The sequence below is a fragment of the Proteus alimentorum genome (genome assembly GCF_002607735.1).
GTDB classification, from domain to species: Bacteria; Pseudomonadota; Gammaproteobacteria; order Enterobacterales; family Enterobacteriaceae; genus Proteus; species Proteus alimentorum.
This window is the reverse complement of the sequence record NZ_NBVR01000024.1, coordinates 20,388-36,888: the sequence shown is the minus strand read 5'-3', so window position 1 is coordinate 36,888 and position 16,501 is coordinate 20,388. Positions and strand designations below refer to the sequence as shown.

General features: G+C 35.5%; 14 protein-coding genes. 7 read left to right on the top strand and 7 right to left on the bottom strand.

Annotation, left to right across the window (positions count from 1 at the left end; translation table 11 throughout):
• Positions 1 to 133 precede the first annotated feature (133 nt).
• Positions 134 to 1,606, top strand: coding sequence for an anion permease (locus tag B6258_RS07080; RefSeq protein ID WP_099074661.1), 1,473 nt, complete (start codon positions 134 to 136; stop codon positions 1,604 to 1,606).
• A gap of 129 nt (positions 1,607 to 1,735) precedes the next feature.
• Here B6258_RS07080 and B6258_RS07075 read toward each other — a convergent pair whose 3' ends face one another.
• Entirely contained in the window at positions 1,736 to 2,287 is a 552-nt protein-coding gene (locus B6258_RS07075; RefSeq protein WP_099074660.1) for a histidine phosphatase family protein, read from the bottom strand.
• On the opposite strand from B6258_RS07075, the gene B6258_RS07070 reads away from it, so the two are divergent.
• The 4 genes from B6258_RS07070 to B6258_RS07055 all read left to right on the top strand — a co-directional run bounded on the left by B6258_RS07070 (position 2,286) and on the right by B6258_RS07055 (position 5,635).
• A complete protein-coding gene (locus tag B6258_RS07070; RefSeq protein ID WP_240531532.1) occupies positions 2,286 to 2,765 on the top strand; it encodes a LysR substrate-binding domain-containing protein in 480 nt (159 codons plus the stop codon). The genes B6258_RS07075 and B6258_RS07070 overlap by 2 nt on opposite strands.
• A gap of 120 nt (positions 2,766 to 2,885) precedes the next feature.
• Positions 2,886 to 3,710 (top strand): VanW family protein, encoded by an 825-nt coding sequence (locus B6258_RS07065; protein ID WP_164996146.1) that lies wholly within the window; start codon positions 2,886 to 2,888, stop codon positions 3,708 to 3,710.
• 226 nt (positions 3,711 to 3,936) lie between these two features.
• On the top strand, positions 3,937 to 4,515 hold the full coding sequence (locus B6258_RS07060; protein ID WP_129586852.1) for a YebB family permuted papain-like enzyme: 579 nt from the start codon (positions 3,937 to 3,939) through the stop codon (positions 4,513 to 4,515).
• A gap of 190 nt (positions 4,516 to 4,705) precedes the next feature.
• Entirely contained in the window at positions 4,706 to 5,635 is a 930-nt protein-coding gene (locus tag B6258_RS07055; protein ID WP_099074658.1) for a Dyp-type peroxidase, read from the top strand.
• 60 nt (positions 5,636 to 5,695) lie between these two features.
• On the opposite strand, the gene B6258_RS07050 is transcribed toward B6258_RS07055, so the two are convergent.
• From B6258_RS07050 to B6258_RS07040, 3 genes are all read right to left on the bottom strand, one after another.
• Complete coding sequence (locus tag B6258_RS07050; RefSeq protein WP_099074657.1) at positions 5,696 to 6,043, bottom strand: hypothetical protein; 348 nt, start codon at positions 6,041 to 6,043, stop codon at positions 5,696 to 5,698.
• Positions 6,044 to 6,214: 171 nt separating this feature from the next.
• Positions 6,215 to 6,439, bottom strand: a complete 225-nt coding sequence (locus B6258_RS07045; RefSeq protein ID WP_276307761.1) for a hypothetical protein — start codon at positions 6,437 to 6,439, stop codon at positions 6,215 to 6,217.
• 495 nt (positions 6,440 to 6,934) lie between these two features.
• The gene (locus tag B6258_RS07040; RefSeq protein WP_099074655.1) at positions 6,935 to 8,065 is read right to left on the bottom strand and encodes a YiiG family protein; all 1,131 of its coding nucleotides are present in this window, start codon (positions 8,063 to 8,065) and stop codon (positions 6,935 to 6,937) included.
• Positions 8,066 to 8,578: 513 nt separating this feature from the next.
• On the opposite strand from B6258_RS07040, the gene B6258_RS07035 reads away from it, so the two are divergent.
• Positions 8,579 to 9,115, top strand: coding sequence for a P-loop nucleotide/nucleoside kinase family protein (locus B6258_RS07035; protein ID WP_099074654.1), 537 nt, complete (start codon positions 8,579 to 8,581; stop codon positions 9,113 to 9,115).
• A gap of 558 nt (positions 9,116 to 9,673) precedes the next feature.
• The gene (mutS, locus tag B6258_RS07030) at positions 9,674 to 12,238 is read left to right on the top strand and encodes a DNA mismatch repair protein MutS (protein WP_099074653.1); all 2,565 of its coding nucleotides are present in this window, start codon (positions 9,674 to 9,676) and stop codon (positions 12,236 to 12,238) included.
• 85 nt (positions 12,239 to 12,323) lie between these two features.
• Here the strand turns inward: mutS and B6258_RS07025 are convergent, their stop codons facing one another.
• The 3 genes from B6258_RS07025 to rpoS form a co-directional block, all read right to left on the bottom strand.
• Positions 12,324 to 13,478 carry a hypothetical protein gene (locus tag B6258_RS07025; RefSeq protein ID WP_099074652.1) on the bottom strand — a complete coding sequence of 385 codons (1,155 nt, stop codon included), beginning with the start codon at positions 13,476 to 13,478 and terminating at the stop codon, positions 12,324 to 12,326.
• Positions 13,475 to 14,734, bottom strand: coding sequence for a hypothetical protein (locus tag B6258_RS07020; RefSeq protein ID WP_099074651.1), 1,260 nt, complete (start codon positions 14,732 to 14,734; stop codon positions 13,475 to 13,477). The genes B6258_RS07025 and B6258_RS07020 overlap by 4 nt, the downstream gene beginning before the upstream one ends.
• A 170-nt stretch (positions 14,735 to 14,904) precedes the next feature.
• Positions 14,905 to 15,888: an RNA polymerase sigma factor RpoS gene (gene rpoS, locus B6258_RS07015; protein ID WP_023582671.1), complete on the bottom strand. Its 984-nt coding sequence runs from the start codon at positions 15,886 to 15,888 to the stop codon at positions 14,905 to 14,907.
• Positions 15,889 to 16,501: the final 613 nt, after the last annotated feature.

Genomic DNA, 16,501 nt, shown 5'->3' with positions numbered 1-16,501 from the left:
ATTTTATTTTTATGACACCAATCAATGAATATTTAATAATATGTTAATAAAATTAGCTTCAATAAAAATACTTATTAGCTTTACTTTTTACTTCCGATTATTTATTTAACCTGCAACCTAATGGAATAACCTGATGAATAAATTAACTCCATTACGACCTATACCGACATTAATCGCCGTTTCTATTACCCTTATTATCTGGTTTCTTATTCCCGTACCACAAGGTGTTGACCCTAATGCTTGGCATTTATTAGCGCTCTTTGTGGGTACTATCGCCGCCATTATTGGTAAAGCACTTCCTATCGGTGCTGTTTCTATTATTGCTATCGCATTAGTTGCTGTTACAGGTGTCACTAATCCTAATTCAACCAAAGCAGCTATCGGTGATGCATTAAGTGGATTTTCCAATGATCTTATCTGGTTAATTGGTATTTCCATTATGGTATCAATGAGTTTAAATAAAACCGGACTCGGCGCTAGAATTGGTTATTATTTTATTTCACTATTTGGTAAAAAAACCATTGGAATAGCCTATTCATTAGCGATTGCCGAAACAATATTAGCTCCTGTAACACCAAGTAATACGGCTCGTGGTGGTGGAATTATTCACCCGATTATGCGATCAATTTCAGACAGTTTTAACTCTAAAGCGGAAGATGGTACAAGCGGTAAAATAGGCCGTTACCTGTCTTTAGTTAACTACAATATAAACCCTATTACGTCTGCCATGTTTATTACGGCAACCGCTCCAAACCCGCTCATTGTCAGTTTAATTATTAGTGAAACAGATCCTACACATGAACTTAGTTGGTCTATGTGGGCAATGGCGGCTTTCGTGCCAGCTATCGTTTCATTAATATTAATGCCTATTGTCATTTATCTACTTTATAAACCTGAAATAACTAGCACGCCAAATGCGCCTCATTTTGCTAAAGAGCGTTTAGCACAATTAGGGCCAATTTCATTACCTGAAAAAATAACGCTAGCCGTCTTTGCCTTATTACTAATTATGTGGGCTGGTGTTCCAGCATTATTATTTGGTGATGGATTTAGTGTTAATGCAACAACCGCAGCATTTATTGGTTTGTCGATTTTATTATGCACAGGCGTTTTAAATTGGGATGATATTTTAAAAAACAAAGGCGCATGGGATACAGTAGTTTGGTTCTCCGCATTAGTAATGATGGCATCCTTCTTAGGAAAATTAGGATTAATTAAATGGTTGTCACTCAGTGTAGGAGCAAGTATTGATAGCATGGGAATAAGTTGGGTTAGTGGGATGATCTTACTGGTCCTAATTTATGTTTATTCTCACTATTTCTTTGCCAGTACCACAGCCCATATTACCGCGATGTTTGCCGCTTTCTATGCCGCTGGTTTAGCCCTTGGCGCACCACCAATGTTATTAGGGCTGATTTTGGCATTCTCATCTTCATTAATGATGTCATTAACGCATTATGGTACAGGTACTGCGCCAATTATTTTCGGTTCAGGCTATGCCACATTGGGTGAATGGTGGAAAACGGGATTTGTGATGAGCATCGTTAACCTTATCGTTTGGATAACGCTCGGTAGCGTATGGTGGAAGGTACTGGGATATTGGTAAGATATCAATTTAATTTCAATGAAAAAGAGCAAGGTTTCCCTTGCTCTGATTTAATATCGGAGTGTTTTTTTAGCTATTTTTATAACATTAAAAGAATTTAATTAGTTTGAAAACCACTTATTATTAATCTTAATCAGCGACATTCTTATCTGGTATATAAGAGCCAATATTATAGGCTTCTAATTTTGGTGCTTTATCAGAATTAAGATCAAAATTGAATATCGTTATTGTGCCCGGTGTTGCGGGTAATAAAAATTCAGGTGACAGATTTAAAAATACTTTACAGGCTGCACGAATAACCCCACTATGCACAACCGCTAATAAATCACTGTCTTCTTTATGTACCCATCCTTGTAATGCCGCACCAATGCGATCACAAAAATCAAACCAATTTTCACCTTTAGGTGGCGTATAGGTTCCTGCTCGCCAATTTTTGTATTTATCTGCATGATGTCTTATGAGTTCTGGTTTTCGCTGTCCTGTCCATTCCCCCATATTTAATTCGCGCAGTAATGGTTCTTTAACCGCTTCGGGATGGCCGACAATTTCTGCGGTTTGTACTGTTCGTCCTAAATCTGACGTAATAATCCTAGCGGGTGATAACAATTTAATACTCTCTTTTATCGCCATTGCTTGATTAATGCCTTTTGGTGATACCCAAGAATTAGAGTTTTTGATCATGTCAGATCATATTTATTTAGATCCGACGGAATATCATTTTGATACCTTTCTTATCGATCCCTTAGTACTTATTTGTTCACCTGAACATTGGTTGACAGAAAAGAAACATTGCAGATTCTCTGATATTGCATCAGAAGTTTTTCTGATCAAACCCGAACACTCTGCTACCCGTGATTTTTTATTAGATAGGATCCAAGAAAATAATAAAGAACTCAAAAATGTGATGGAAATAAATAGTTTAGAAGGCATAAAACAGGGCGTTATTCACGGTTTAGGGATCTCAATTTTATCCCGTTTATCTATTATGCAAGAATTAAAATCAGGTCTTTTATGTGAAATTGCATTCGATGATATTCAATTTAGCCGAGGTATTCGTTACTTTTACCATAAAGAAAAATATATCTCTCCAGCTACTAAGAATTTTTTATCTGTCTTACAATCTCAAGCTCAAATTTTAACAAAAGATATCAATAAATAAATTTATTGGCTAATTTCTTAGCCCCATTATTTTAAGGATATCAACGTATCAATATTTTCATTAAATCGTTATCATACGCACGCTTATCTCTTTCTATTTGCTATTGTTTAAAAGGATTTTATGCGTAGAACACTCTCATCTTATCACCCTATTCTTTATACTTTGAGAGTGGCACAACGACGTTTATTTCGCTCTCTTAGTTGGCGATTTTCAGGTCGAAAATACAGCAGAGACGTTCAACCAGAACAACGACTTTCACACCGTTATCTAAAACATACATCTAAATTAATTAGTCGCCGTGGCGAAAGTGATATCCAATTACAATACAATAAAATAACGAATCTTAAATTAGTTGAACAAGCATTAGATGGTATCGTGATTAAGCCAGGAGAGTATTTCTCTTTTTGCTATTTAATCGGTAAACCTAGCTATAAAAGAGGTTTTATTGATGGTATGCAGCTCTCCTATGGTGAAGCAAGAAAAGGTGTAGGTGGTGGAATTTGTCAGGCCAGCAATTTAATACATTGGTTAGCACTACACTCTGAATTAAAAGTGATCGAAAAAGCTAATCATAGTTTTGATCCCTTTCCTGATGAAGGACGAGTACTTCCTTTTGGCTCAGGAGCCGCTATTTTTTATAACTATGTAGATTTAGTCTTATATAATCCAACACCTTATGATTACCAAATTAGATTACATGTCGCTGAGCACCAGTTAGAAGGTGAACTCCTTTGTAGCGAAGCAAGGGAATATCGTTATCATATTTATGAAAAATCTTCTTCTTTTATCAAAAAGGGAGAGCATGTATATCGTTGTAATGAAATTTGGCGAGATATTTACACTAAAAACAATGTGGGCGCTTTTCCTCAATTAATTACATCAGATTTGCTTTATGAAAATAGTGTAGTTGTGAAATACGATATTTCAGATGAACAACTAAGTTAATTCACTTAAATATATTTTTATAACTTGATAAGAAGATAAATTTAATATTCTAAATTTATCTTCTTATTGTGAATAAAGAACAATTTTTCTCTTAAAATTAAGAACACCTTAAATTGTAGTGTTCTTTTTGTATTAAGATCATTGAGTTATTAAATAGAAACCTTATCTAATTACTATGGTCAAAGAATGGTGATTATGTTTCTATTTAATAGGTCATATAATGATGATAAAAATTGATTATCCACAAAAATTAGAAGTTGGTGATATCGTATTTACGTGTATTGGTACCTCTTTATTTCGTCAAATCTCCTCCGCTTCTTTATGCTGGAGTAATCATGTTGGCATTATTATTGGTCATAATGGTGAAGATTATTTAGTTGCCGAAAGTCGAGTCCCACTCTCAACCACAACCACATTAACGCGCTTTATTAACCGCTCTGCGGGTAAGCGTTATGCAATACGCCGCCTGTCAACACAACTCTCTGATGAGCAAAAAAATGCACTTGTTGCACAAGTTCCAGCAAGATTAAATAAGTTCTACCACACTGGTTTTAAATACGACTCTTCCCGCCAGTTTTGCTCTAAGTTTGTTTTTGATATTTATAAATCAGCACTTTCTATTCGAGTTGGTGAAATAGAAACATTCCAAGAATTATTAAGCAAAAATCCTAATGCCAAATTACAATTTTGGAAATTATGGTTTATTGGGCAAATACCGTGGGAGAGAACCACTGTCACACCTGCAAGTTTATGGCAACATCCACACCTCTCATTAGTTTATCAAAGCCATGAAAATATTAATTAATACAGAGCATTAACATTATAAAAATAGAGAAAATAATAGTGTTTTTGATACTGTTTATTCATAAAAATTCGAATGAAGCTCAAATCATCTCTTTGTAATAGAGAAGGTTTTGGTGTAAAACTAAAAAAACAATATTTTGTAAATATGACTTAATTGCTATTCATCTATTATTCGTCATTTAGGGATCACTATGAAATACCAAGATGTTACGAAATCACCCTGTGAGAATGCTTATTTTTTAGTTTTTAACCTCACTTACTCACCTGAAAACCGTGATATTCTGATCGATTTTTGTAATAATTTTTCTGGCCTAATACGTAGTATGAGAACACGTTTTCCTGAACTGGAAACGAGTTGTGTCATGGGATTCGGTGCAAATGCATGGACTACATTATTTCCCAATCAGCCAAAGCCCAAAGAGCTAAATACCTTTAAAGAAATTAAAGGTGACACTTATACTGCGGTTTCTACTCCGGGCGATCTTTTTTTCCATATTCGAGCTCTCAAAGTTTCAGCCTGTTACGAATTAGCGTCTATCATCAGCCAAAAGCTAAAGAATATTGTTACACCCGTTGATGAAGTGCATGGGTTTAGATATTTTGACGGACGTTCTATTATTGGTTTTGTCGATGGAACTGAAAACCCTGAGTATGAAGATGAGCGTGCTTCTTATGCCGTTATTGGCGATGAAGATCCTGAATTTACAGGTGGCAGTTACGCTTTTGTACAAAAATATATTCACGATATGGAAGCATGGGAAAAACAGCCTCTTATTGAACAAGAAAAAGTCATTGGTAGACATAAATTCAATGATGTTGAATTAACTGATGAAGAAAAAGAACCTGGCTCACATAATGTTGTCACCAATATTCAAGATGAGAACGGCGAAGATTTAAAAATTGTCAGAGCCAATATGCCTTTTTCCAATCCATCCAAAAATGAATATGGTACTTACTTTATTGGTTATGCACGTTATTTTTCAACCACTAACCGTATGTTAGAAAATATGTTTGCAGGTACACCTGAAGGTCATACGGATAAATTACTTAAATTCAGTACCCCTATAACGGGCACATTATTCTTTGTTCCATCACCAGAGTTTTTAGATGATTTAGCTTAATATTTACCATAAATAGATATATAGGCATATAACCTATATATCTATTTCTTATTGAGCTTATTACAAACCAAATACGTTAACGTAGAACTGTTTACCATCATCTGTACTTTCGATGGTATAAGTAATAGGAATAGAGTTTTTACCGCCAGCCCCTTCAAAAGAAAGATCCGCAGCACACGAGTAAGTGTCTCTTTTCTCATCATGTTCTCGAGTACGCACGCTTTCTACTTTGATCTTGATTTGATCGATCACGGCCGCCATTTTTTGATCACGAAGTTCATCTTTTGTAATATCAATGACTAAGCCTTTTGCTTCTGAACTGTCACAAGTCGGTGTTCCACCACCACATCCCACTAAAGGTAATGCTAAGGCACCTAATAAGGCTAATTTTAGAATTCTCGTTTTCATGTTGATTATTTCTTCCTTGCTCACAAGATAAAATAAATTTTTCAATATTTTACCTAATAATTATCTCGCAACAATATAGTAAGTTAATAGTCAGAATAAGATAACGATAGAAGTTAATATTTTGGCGTTAAGATAACCATTAAGTAAAACTTACAAACTTTAACGCCAATATTAATGTACGTCGATTTTTTGTTTGTTAATCACACCAATAATATCAACACGAATATTTCGTGCATCTGCTCTTCCTTTATCGTCTACTGCACGAATACAATAGCGACCGCTTTCTTTGGGATACCACTCTATTGAACGCTGCTTTGTACTATTCCCTAAATAAGCATCATCAACAAACCAATAAATAATATTGCTGTCCATCTTGCCACTGCCAATAACCTTCAATCGCAGGGGTTAATGTCACGCCATCAGTTACTCCTTTATCAATCAGCGTAATAGGTGCTGCAGACCGTGAAAAAGATAAAATGATTTTCTGTGATTGAGGATTATCATTTGCATAATCGATTTATGCGGGATCAATTTAAAAGGGAGGGAAAGTAAAAAACGTAGTACGTCCATATAGATAGTCCTATATTGCACTGATAAAAATACATTTTTTTATCAGTAAAATTAATCCAAAGAGCACAACTATAATAAAGCAGGGATCTAAAGTAAGAATGAATACTTACCATTAATTTATAATTTTATTATATAAAGATAGGTTACATTCTTAACCTTTTTTCCTAGCATGCCTCTCTATTTCAAGACTCTTCTGCGTATGAATTTGGATCATCTTTTTCAAACAATCATTCAATGCTTAATAAAACACAGTAAAAAAGATAATTTTTGCGAGAAAAATCGCACTATTAAAGTGCGATTTGCATTTTTATAGCGTAAATATTACTTCGCTATTAAAGCGTTATAATTCTCTATTAAGTATTTATATTCATTTGAAATCGTATTAATACTGCCTGATATATCTTTATTCTCATTGAGTTTTTTCTCTAATACTTTTAACTCAATAACAAGCTGTTGGTATAATTTTAAATACTGTTTAACTGAATAATCAGTACCTTTCATATTTTCTTTATTCAGCAATGCTTCATCACCAAATATTTTTTCTAATTCAATTGATTGTGCTTCAATTTTGGTAATTGCAGCAGAGAGTACAGACACATCAACTTTATCTGGATTCATTGAGTCAAGTGTATTAGTTACTGTATCCAATGATTGCATAATTTGATAACGAACAACCAAGCCTTCTTTTTTCACTAATTCAAGCTCTTCAATATGCATTGCTTGATAATAATTTTCATATGCCTCAGCAGCTTTTTCTTTCTCATCGATGAGTTTGGCATAAGCATTTTTCACATCTTCATACAAAGTATTTGCTTGTGCAAAATCATCTAAACGATAAGTTTCTTTTACAACCAGATAATCACCCAGCTTCAGCAGTTTCTTATATAAATCAACATAGCTTTCACCATAAGCATTACCCACGGCATCTAATTCTGGGAGTGTAGGAGAAAATGTTTTCATAAATTGAAAAGATTCTTGGGCACGTTCCGCACCTGATTCACTCAAATGCATAGAGAAAGCACTTCTTACTGACATAACAGAGCTACTTGCTTTCATTCTTTTTATTTGATCAGTTTCAGTCTCAAGTACTTTAAAAGGGGTTATATCAATTGTTTTACCTTTGTCAGAACTTAAATTTTCTAGAATATTCTTGGTGTTATCTAAAAGATTAATGTTAATTGTGCCTGAAATTCTGCCCGTTTTTTTCTGTATAATAGTGCCAAAATCTTCATTAAACGTCGCTAACCACAGATTACCTTTTTCAATTTTCTGACTAAACTGAGCTTCATCAGATTGCGTATTTTTTGAATCAGGCTTAGATTGTGTTGTTTGCTCTGTTTTGTTTTTATCTTGCGAAGGTGTTCCTATATTCGAGTTTTCATTTGAATTATCACAACCCACTGCTGATATTAATAAAAAACTTATTATCGATGCCAATATGCTCTTTTTCATAATCCCTCATTATATTATTAAGTAACCGACTCGCTATAAACTATAATGAGTTTAATAATTAATGACTATTATTTATTAAATTAATTTGAAGCGTCGCAACAATACTCTTTATAAGAGTATTGAGCATTGATTAATAAAGTATATTTACTTAAATATAACGTTATATATTTATATTTATTTTTTAAAGAATGTATAGATATTCTATATTAGCTATTTTCAATTCCTTCTTTTAACGCTAGAGCAATAAGCTTTAATATAAAATCAATAAAGCAGGTACTATTACTCAGTTTATCAGCTTCACCCAATACTCGATAATAATCACCTTGATGTTGCTGGATAAGTGTTTCAACTCCGTCTTATTTGAGTGAAGCGTGGACACGCTAAGTATTAACACGAACAGTAATACTCTTCGACTCTTGTCATATCGCTTGTCATAATAGGTTCAGGATACCCAACAATTCAGAATCCAACGTATTTCAATACCATTAGATTTCATCATTTAAAGGACAAGTTATGCTAATCATCTTCAGTGGTTTGCCTGGGAGCGGGAAAAGTACTATCGCTCAGGCTTTGGCAAAGCAGTTAAACGCGCTTTACTTACGAATCGACACGATTGAGCAAGCCATACGCAAAGCTGATGAAGATGATCGTGAAATGGGGCCTGCTGGTTATTTTGTCGCTTACTCACTCGCCAGAGAGAATCTGCAATTAGGGGCAACAGTAATTGCAGACTCAGTGAATCCATTGGCATTAACCCGTGATGCCTATCGAGAAATCGCTTTATCCACAAAAACTGGTTTTTTAGAAATTGAGATCATATGTTCCGATATAATTGAGCATCGTAAACGAGTTGAAACCAGAGTGTCTGAAGTTGAGGGATTAACCTTGCCTGACTGGAAATATGTCACAGATTTGACTTATGAACCATGGAACAGAGAACACCTTGTTTTAGACTCATACCGTTTATCCAGTGACGAATGTGTCTCACGGATCATCGAAGTTCTTTCGCGATGTCCTACATTTGAGAAATTTTCCAACAAAGGAAGCTAGTAGCGTCTGCTCTTGGCTCAGGATCCTTGGATCATGTGAGTAAGTAACTTACGTCGCTTAACATCACAACGCATTTTCTTCTACTCAGTGAAATTTGAGGAAAATTACCGATCTTTAGCTGTACAAGTTTCTATGTAACTGGCGAGTATAACGTCAGAAAAATGTCTTAATGCCTGTTGCGCCACAAAATATATAAACCGGTATTTCCCCCATATCAGACCTATCTTTGCTGTTAGGTTTCATCGCCTCAATAGCTTTCGTTGATAAGGGTTTCGCTGGCTATTTTTGGCTCATAAGTATGACCTTATTTAGCACTGAGTATCAGATAACTAAAGAATTTTCAGAAAAAATGCAGATTATCATTAATGGTTAATCAACAATATTATAATGTGTAAAAGTATTTAGTTTTGAGACTAAAAAGATATTTGGATCATTAAAACAACTGACGGAAACCTTGTGATATGATCGAATGATGCTTGTGAAATAGAACGAAATGCAGTGTCACAACAAATTTTCATAAATAACTTTAAAATTCAATACGTTAAGACAGACAACAACATGACTGACATTCAACACTTAGACTCCCACACACCAATGATGCAGCAATATCTTAAGATAAAAGCAGAGCATCCTGAAATCTTACTGTTTTATCGTATGGGTGACTTTTATGAACTGTTTTTTGATGATGCTAAAAAAGCCTCCCGCTTATTAGATATTTCATTAACAAAACGAGGTCAGTCCGCAGGTCAACCTATTCCTATGGCAGGTGTTCCACATCATGCTGTTGAAAACTATCTCGCTAAATTAGTCCAACTAGGGGAATCCGTCGCTATTTGTGAACAAATTGGCGATCCTGCAACCAGTAAAGGTCCTGTTGAGCGCAAAGTTATTCGTATAGTCACGCCGGGGACAGTTACTGATGAGGCTTTACTTGAAGAACGCCAAGACAACCTTTTAGCGGCTATTTGGCAAGATAAAAATGGCGCATTTGGCTATGCCACATTAGATATCACATCAGGACGTTTTCGTGTTACTGAAATGCCAGATAGTGAAAGCATGATTGCCGAATTACAACGCACCCATCCAGCAGAATTACTCTACCCAGAAACCTTTGAGTCAATGGCACTGATTGAGCGCCAACAAGGTCTACGTCGTCGCCCTATTTGGGAATTTGAACCAGAAACAGCAAGGCAACAACTGAATCTGCAATTTGGTACCCGTGATTTAACAGGCTTTGGTGTTGAAAATGCACATTTAGCACTCTGTGCTGCTGGGTGCTTATTACAATATGTGAAAGATACACAACGCACTGCATTACCTCATATCCGTAGCATCACGATGGAACGCCCTCAAGATTCAATTATTTTAGATGCGGCCACTCGTCGTAATCTCGAATTAACACAAAATCTTGCTGGAGGGACTGATAACACACTGGCATCTGTACTTGACCTTTGTGTAACCCCAATGGGAAGCCGTATGCTAAAACGTTGGATACACTCGCCATTACGCCAACGTGAACAACTCATTAAACGCCAAGATGCAATTAGTGCATTACAACCACTCTATTTTGAATTGCAACCTTTTTTACGCCAAATCGGCGATTTAGAACGCGTATTAGCCCGTTTAGCGTTACGATCAGCACGTCCTCGTGACCTCTCTCGTATGCGCCATGCATTTCAGCAATATCACGATATTCATCAAGTGCTTGAACAAGCCGATATGCCTTACATTAAAGAATTACAAAAGCGTATTAGTCAGTTTGATGAATTATGTGAATTACTTGAACATGCTATTGTTGAAACACCGCCTGTATTAGTTCGTGATGGAGGTGTTATCGCTACTGGCTATAATGCCGAATTAGACGAATGGCGAGCCTTAGCCGATGGCGCAAGTGATTACCTTGATAAACTTGAAATTCGTGAACGTGAAAAATGGGGTATTGATACACTTAAAGTGGGTTTTAATGGCGTACATGGCTATTACATTCAAGTCAGTCGTGGACAAAGCAATTTAGTGCCTATGCACTATGTTCGCCGTCAAACATTAAAAAATGCTGAACGTTACATCATTCCTGAATTAAAAGAGTATGAAGACAAGGTATTAACGTCTAAAGGTAAGGCATTAGCTATCGAAAAAATGCTCTATGAAGAGATTTTTGAAAAGCTATTACCTCATCTTACCGCATTACAAATTAGTGCTGAGGCTTTAGCTGAAACCGATGTTCTCTCGAACCTCGCAGAGCGTGCAGAATCATTAAATTACACTCGTCCAGAGTTAAGTGAAAAAACAGGAATTCAAATTACTGGGGGACGTCACCCTGTTGTTGAACAAGTTCTTAGCGAACCCTTTATTTCTAATCCATTACAATTAGCACCTCAACGACGTTTACTGATAATTACAGGCCCAAATATGGGCGGGAAAAGTACTTATATGCGCCAAGCGGCATTAATTACTTTACTTGCCTATATAGGCAGCTTTGTGCCCGCAGAAAAAGCCTTAATTGGCCCTGTTGATCGTATCTTTACGCGTGTAGGTGCCTCTGATGATCTTGCTTCAGGTCGCTCTACCTTTATGGTCGAAATGACTGAAACAGCCAATATTTTGCATAATGCGACTGAAAACAGCTTGGTCTTAATGGATGAAATTGGTCGAGGTACATCCACTTATGATGGATTATCTCTGGCTTGGGCGTGTGCTGAAAACTTAGCTAATCGTATTAAAGCAATGACACTCTTTGCAACCCACTATTTTGAATTGACCACACTACCTGAAAAATTAGAAGGTACGGCAAATATTCACTTAGATGCGGTTGAGCACGGTGACACAATCGCCTTTATGCATAGTGTGCAAGAAGGTGCGGCAAGTAAAAGCTATGGTTTAGCTGTTGCGGCATTGGCAGGTGTCCCAAAAGAGGTTATCCGCCGAGCTAAGCAAAAATTAAAAGAGCTTGAAATGCTGTCAGGCAACTCAGGCTCTGGTCATGTTGAAACATCACAATTGATGTTATTAACAGAAGCGGAGCCTTCAGAGATTGAATTAGCGTTGGATAAAATCGATCCTGATGCCCTAACACCACGACAAGCATTAGAACAACTTTATCGTTTAAAAGAGATGACAAAATAAGTCATAATGATAAATATGAAAAATGGCGCTATGTTTATTCCACAGCGCCATTTTTATAACGTTTTAATTAAAAGATAATACTGCTTTAATTAATTAAAGCATGGCTATATTTCAGTCGTTCACCCAATAGCAGTAAAGTATCTTCGTCGCGGTAATTATCAAACAAGCGAATAAATGAAGATAAAGCAGGATTAAACATCATATCGTCACTCACTGTCTCATATGAAGTATAATCTTTTGTTTTTAATGAAAAAACCAGCGTAACCCGATCATCGTTACGGCCTTTATTTAAAATTAAATCATCATTACTTATCATCAAATCATTCAAATATTTATAGCCACTTTCATAGAAAGTCACTAAATTCCCATCCGATTGACGTTGAACAATAGAATAGAGATCACGAGAAGCATGTTGAGCAATAAAATAGGTATCACCTTTATCATTTTGAACAACCTCTTTAACACGCAATGGCAACCAACGTGTTTTTGTTACTTCTTTATTCACTAAATTTAGCGTAATTTCTAACGTATTTGTTGTGTAATGGTGATTGTAAAAAATAACAAGAGAATCACCTGAAAGGGCATAATGAAATTGTGTAAACTCACCGAAATCTTCGGCGTAATACTGCTTGACCAGATCTTCTGTATTTATTGAATATTCCCAGCTTTCGCCTTCGTCTAAACTTGTCTGTATCGTCTTATTATCAACTAATACTAATTGTGATGTTGTCTGTGAAAAGAGTAATTTTCCACCGATAAGCGCTAAAGGGAAACGATAATAACCATAGTTAGCCTCTTGCCAAGGAATTAAATCATCAAGTATAAACTTGGCTAAGTTCACCACTTGCCGCCCCTGCTCTGTAAATAAAACACATTTATCAAGAACGCAATAAGCGTTATAAAAGCTACCTTGGCCTTGTGATACAAAGCGCGTGCCTTCTTTATCAGAAAAGTACAGCGTATATTTTCTTTGATTATCTTGGCGCTGAAGCCAGCCATAAATATCTACGTCATATCGCCCACTATCAGATTCAGTTTTAATTAAGATCCCACTAGCAGCATAAAAAACCTTACGCCAATCATAACGAGAATAAGGATATGATGATAACTCAGCGGAATTTTCATTTTTCCATTGCCACTTTGAGGCAAAACCATGAAAAAGCACACCATAAAAAAGCAGTAAACTTAAAATAAATAAGCTTGTGATGATGATAAAAGGCTTACGGAAAAAAGGATTCATTGACTTAACTCCGTAACATAAACCGTCTTTTTATTTTCAACGCATTGTTGTTGAAGTAAAAAATAGGTTTGATAACTACTGTCACCTTTTTCTGAAAATAAAATATAAAGATTTGAAAGTAAGGCAATTAAAAAGGCAAAACCACTGATGATTAAACCATAGATAATACCCATTCCTAAAAAGGTATCACCAATAAAAAACCAGTCCCATTTATCCCAATAATTACCATTATCGTAAACATCTGAAATAGAAAAAATGGCGAACAACGAGAAAATAAAGGCGCTGATTAATCCTGTAATTAACAGCGATAATCGTTTAGTTCGTTGATGTCCAAGATACATTTGTCCTGAAATTGAATAAGCGCCATTATCTGTATGATTATAAATCCCCAAGACTACAGGCCCTGAATTCTTATCTTCAGCTTGCCAAAAGAACACTTCAACATCATCACCATCAGCAAGAAACAAATTATGATCAGAATAAAATAAACGCTCTCTATAACTGAATACAAAAGGATGTTTATCAATCAGACAGGATATTTGCATCACCACACTTTCTGCATTGCGGGAATGTATTTTAACTCTATTAATGCTATGAATTTGTATGATTCCTCTCACTCGTTGTACTTTACTTTGCTTTATTTGAGGAAACGACTTTTTACTCAAGATAAATGAAGGTAATGGTGCTGATCTTATTCCAGCAATAATGAGTTGCTCGCCATCTGGAGCTATCAACGCTTGCTTCGTGATAACGTTATCCAACGCCTTTATTCTCTTTCTATGTTTGGGTCTGGTGCGCTGAAAATAGCGATAAGTCTTTTCTCCAATATAACTGACACCCATCATCACGGCACCACATGCAATAACCATGGAAACAACGATAAGGAAATTCACTTCAAGATGGAGAATTGAAAAATAACTCCAATAACCGCCAACAAACGTCAGAATAAATGCAAGCAATAGCCATTTTTGTTGTTTTGCTGTTAGCGTGAATTTTCTTTCAGGCTCAAGCCTTCCTTTTGTATCATGATAAATCCATTGCACCCAGAAACTGCCATCTTTTAATGACTCGGCACAGATTTTAAGCTCATCACCTTGTTTTAATCGTTTGAGAAAATCTTGAGAATTAGCAAAATCCTCTTCATTAAAATAAAAATTTTTACCTGATGCGATTAGTCTCACCATTCCCTTCGGAGAGATTTTACTTTGGTTAAAATCACAACGCTCTAATTTAACGTTTAAAAAATAATCTTTCATATCTTCCTTTATCACTTTCATCAGGCTAACAAGGTGCAAGACTGCGCTCTTGTTTTATCGTGTTGGATCGCATAATACAAGATAAAGAAAAGCCGATTAGCAAACCCACTAATCGGCTTTAGTAATAACAATATGTCAATTAGAGCTATAAATAGAAAATGAATGGCTAACTATGCTTTGAAAAGTGCTTCAATACATAATCCCTGACTTTGTAGAATGTCCTTTAAGCGACGTAGTCCTTCAACTTGAATTTGACGAACTCTTTCTCTTGTTAGACCAATCTCTCTACCAACATCTTCTAAAGTTTCTGCTTCATAGCCTAATAACCCAAAACGACGTGCTAATACTTCACGTTGCTTAGGATTCAATTCAAATAACCACTTTATGATGTTTTCCTTGAGGTTATTATTTTGAATTGTTGCTTCCGGCCCTTCCTCATTTTCGTCAGAGATAATATCGAGTAATGCTTTATCTGAATCACCACCAATTGGGGTATCAACAGAAGTAATTCGTTCGTTTAAACGCAGCATCTTACTCACATCTTCAACGGGTTTATCAAGTGTTTGTGCAATTTCCTCAACACTCGGCTCATGATCGAGTTTATGTGCTAATTCTCTTGCCGTTCTTAAATAAACATTCAGCTCTTTAACGATATGAATGGGAAGACGGATAGTACGAGTCTGGTTCATAATGGCACGTTCAATAGTTTGACGTATCCACCATGTCGCATAAGTTGAAAAACGGAAACCTTTTTCAGGATCGAATTTTTCAACAGCACGAATAAGTCCTAAGTTCCCTTCTTCAATTAAATCAAGCAGGGCAAGACCTCGGTTTGTATAACGACGAGAGATCTTAACAACTAAACGTAGGTTACTTTCTATCATTCGTTGTCTTGAAGGAATATCGCCTCGCAATGCTCTGCGGGCAAAGAAAACTTCTTCTTCAGCGGTCAGCAACGGAGAATAACCAATTTCTCCTAAATAAAGCTGAGTTGCATCGAGCGCACGCTGGTTGACTCCTTCAATAAGTTCAATTTCATCTTGAGCATCAGACTCATTTTCTGCCTCTTTTGCAGCAACTTCATCGAACTCTTCCATGTTCTCTTCAATTTCATCTGTATATAACTCGTCTACTCTTAGCGTACTTTGGCTCATCAGCTGCTCCTACCCTTGATAATTTAGGTAAACGACTCATGATTAAAGTCTGTTTACCAGTTTATCGCTGTGTCACGACACAACGGGTTTACTGATTTTCCCTTGTAACGAATTACAAAATAAAAGATAACATAATCTATTTTACTGTTAATTTTATTCTTTCTTTATTCAATATATAACTTAACTATTGAGTGCAGGTCATTAACAGTTTTTTTATTATATTTTACGTATATTTATCTATACGTAAAATCACTCTATTTGATGCGCTATTTGTGACTATTTACATCTAAAAAACAAATAAAAACCCATAATAATAAAATAATATCCAATAATTTATATTACGTACTATTATTAAAAAGATAATCTAATAAAGAAAACACCCACCTAAACAAGGGGTTGATTTATAGTCCATCTTTTAATAACAACGAATCTTTATTCATTTTTTATATAACAATTTTTAGCATACGCATTCATTGGTTGAGAATCAACCGTCTAATTAAACGTTATCTATAATTTTATATTGACCTCTCATTTTTAATAATCTAAAAATAAGCATTTATACTTAGGTGAAATTTATTTTGTTTCAATATTTTAATTAATAATCGATAAGAAA

What these genes read in the sequence shown, in the direction of transcription:
- B6258_RS07020 (WP_099074651.1), bottom strand. Translation starts at nt 14,734, where the DNA reads ATGAAAGATTATTTTTTAAACGTTAAATTAGAGCGTTGTGATTTTAAC.
- B6258_RS07050 (WP_099074657.1), bottom strand. Translation starts at nt 6,043, where the DNA reads ATGAAAACGAGAATTCTAAAATTAGCCTTATTAGGTGCCTTAGCATTA.
- B6258_RS07075 (WP_099074660.1), bottom strand. Translation starts at nt 2,287, where the DNA reads ATGATCAAAAACTCTAATTCTTGGGTATCACCAAAAGGCATTAATCAA.
- B6258_RS07040 (WP_099074655.1), bottom strand. Translation starts at nt 8,065, where the DNA reads ATGAAAAAGAGCATATTGGCATCGATAATAAGTTTTTTATTAATATCA.
- B6258_RS07025 (WP_099074652.1), bottom strand. Translation starts at nt 13,478, where the DNA reads ATGAATCCTTTTTTCCGTAAGCCTTTTATCATCATCACAAGCTTATTT.
- B6258_RS07065 (WP_164996146.1), top strand. Translation starts at nt 2,886, where the DNA reads ATGCGTAGAACACTCTCATCTTATCACCCTATTCTTTATACTTTGAGA.
- B6258_RS07055 (WP_099074658.1), top strand. Translation starts at nt 4,706, where the DNA reads ATGAAATACCAAGATGTTACGAAATCACCCTGTGAGAATGCTTATTTT.
- B6258_RS07080 (WP_099074661.1), top strand. Translation starts at nt 134, where the DNA reads ATGAATAAATTAACTCCATTACGACCTATACCGACATTAATCGCCGTT.
- mutS (WP_099074653.1), top strand. Translation starts at nt 9,674, where the DNA reads ATGACTGACATTCAACACTTAGACTCCCACACACCAATGATGCAGCAA.
- B6258_RS07035 (WP_099074654.1), top strand. Translation starts at nt 8,579, where the DNA reads ATGCTAATCATCTTCAGTGGTTTGCCTGGGAGCGGGAAAAGTACTATC.
- B6258_RS07070 (WP_240531532.1), top strand. Translation starts at nt 2,286, where the DNA reads ATGTCAGATCATATTTATTTAGATCCGACGGAATATCATTTTGATACC.
- rpoS (WP_023582671.1), bottom strand. Translation starts at nt 15,888, where the DNA reads ATGAGCCAAAGTACGCTAAGAGTAGACGAGTTATATACAGATGAAATT.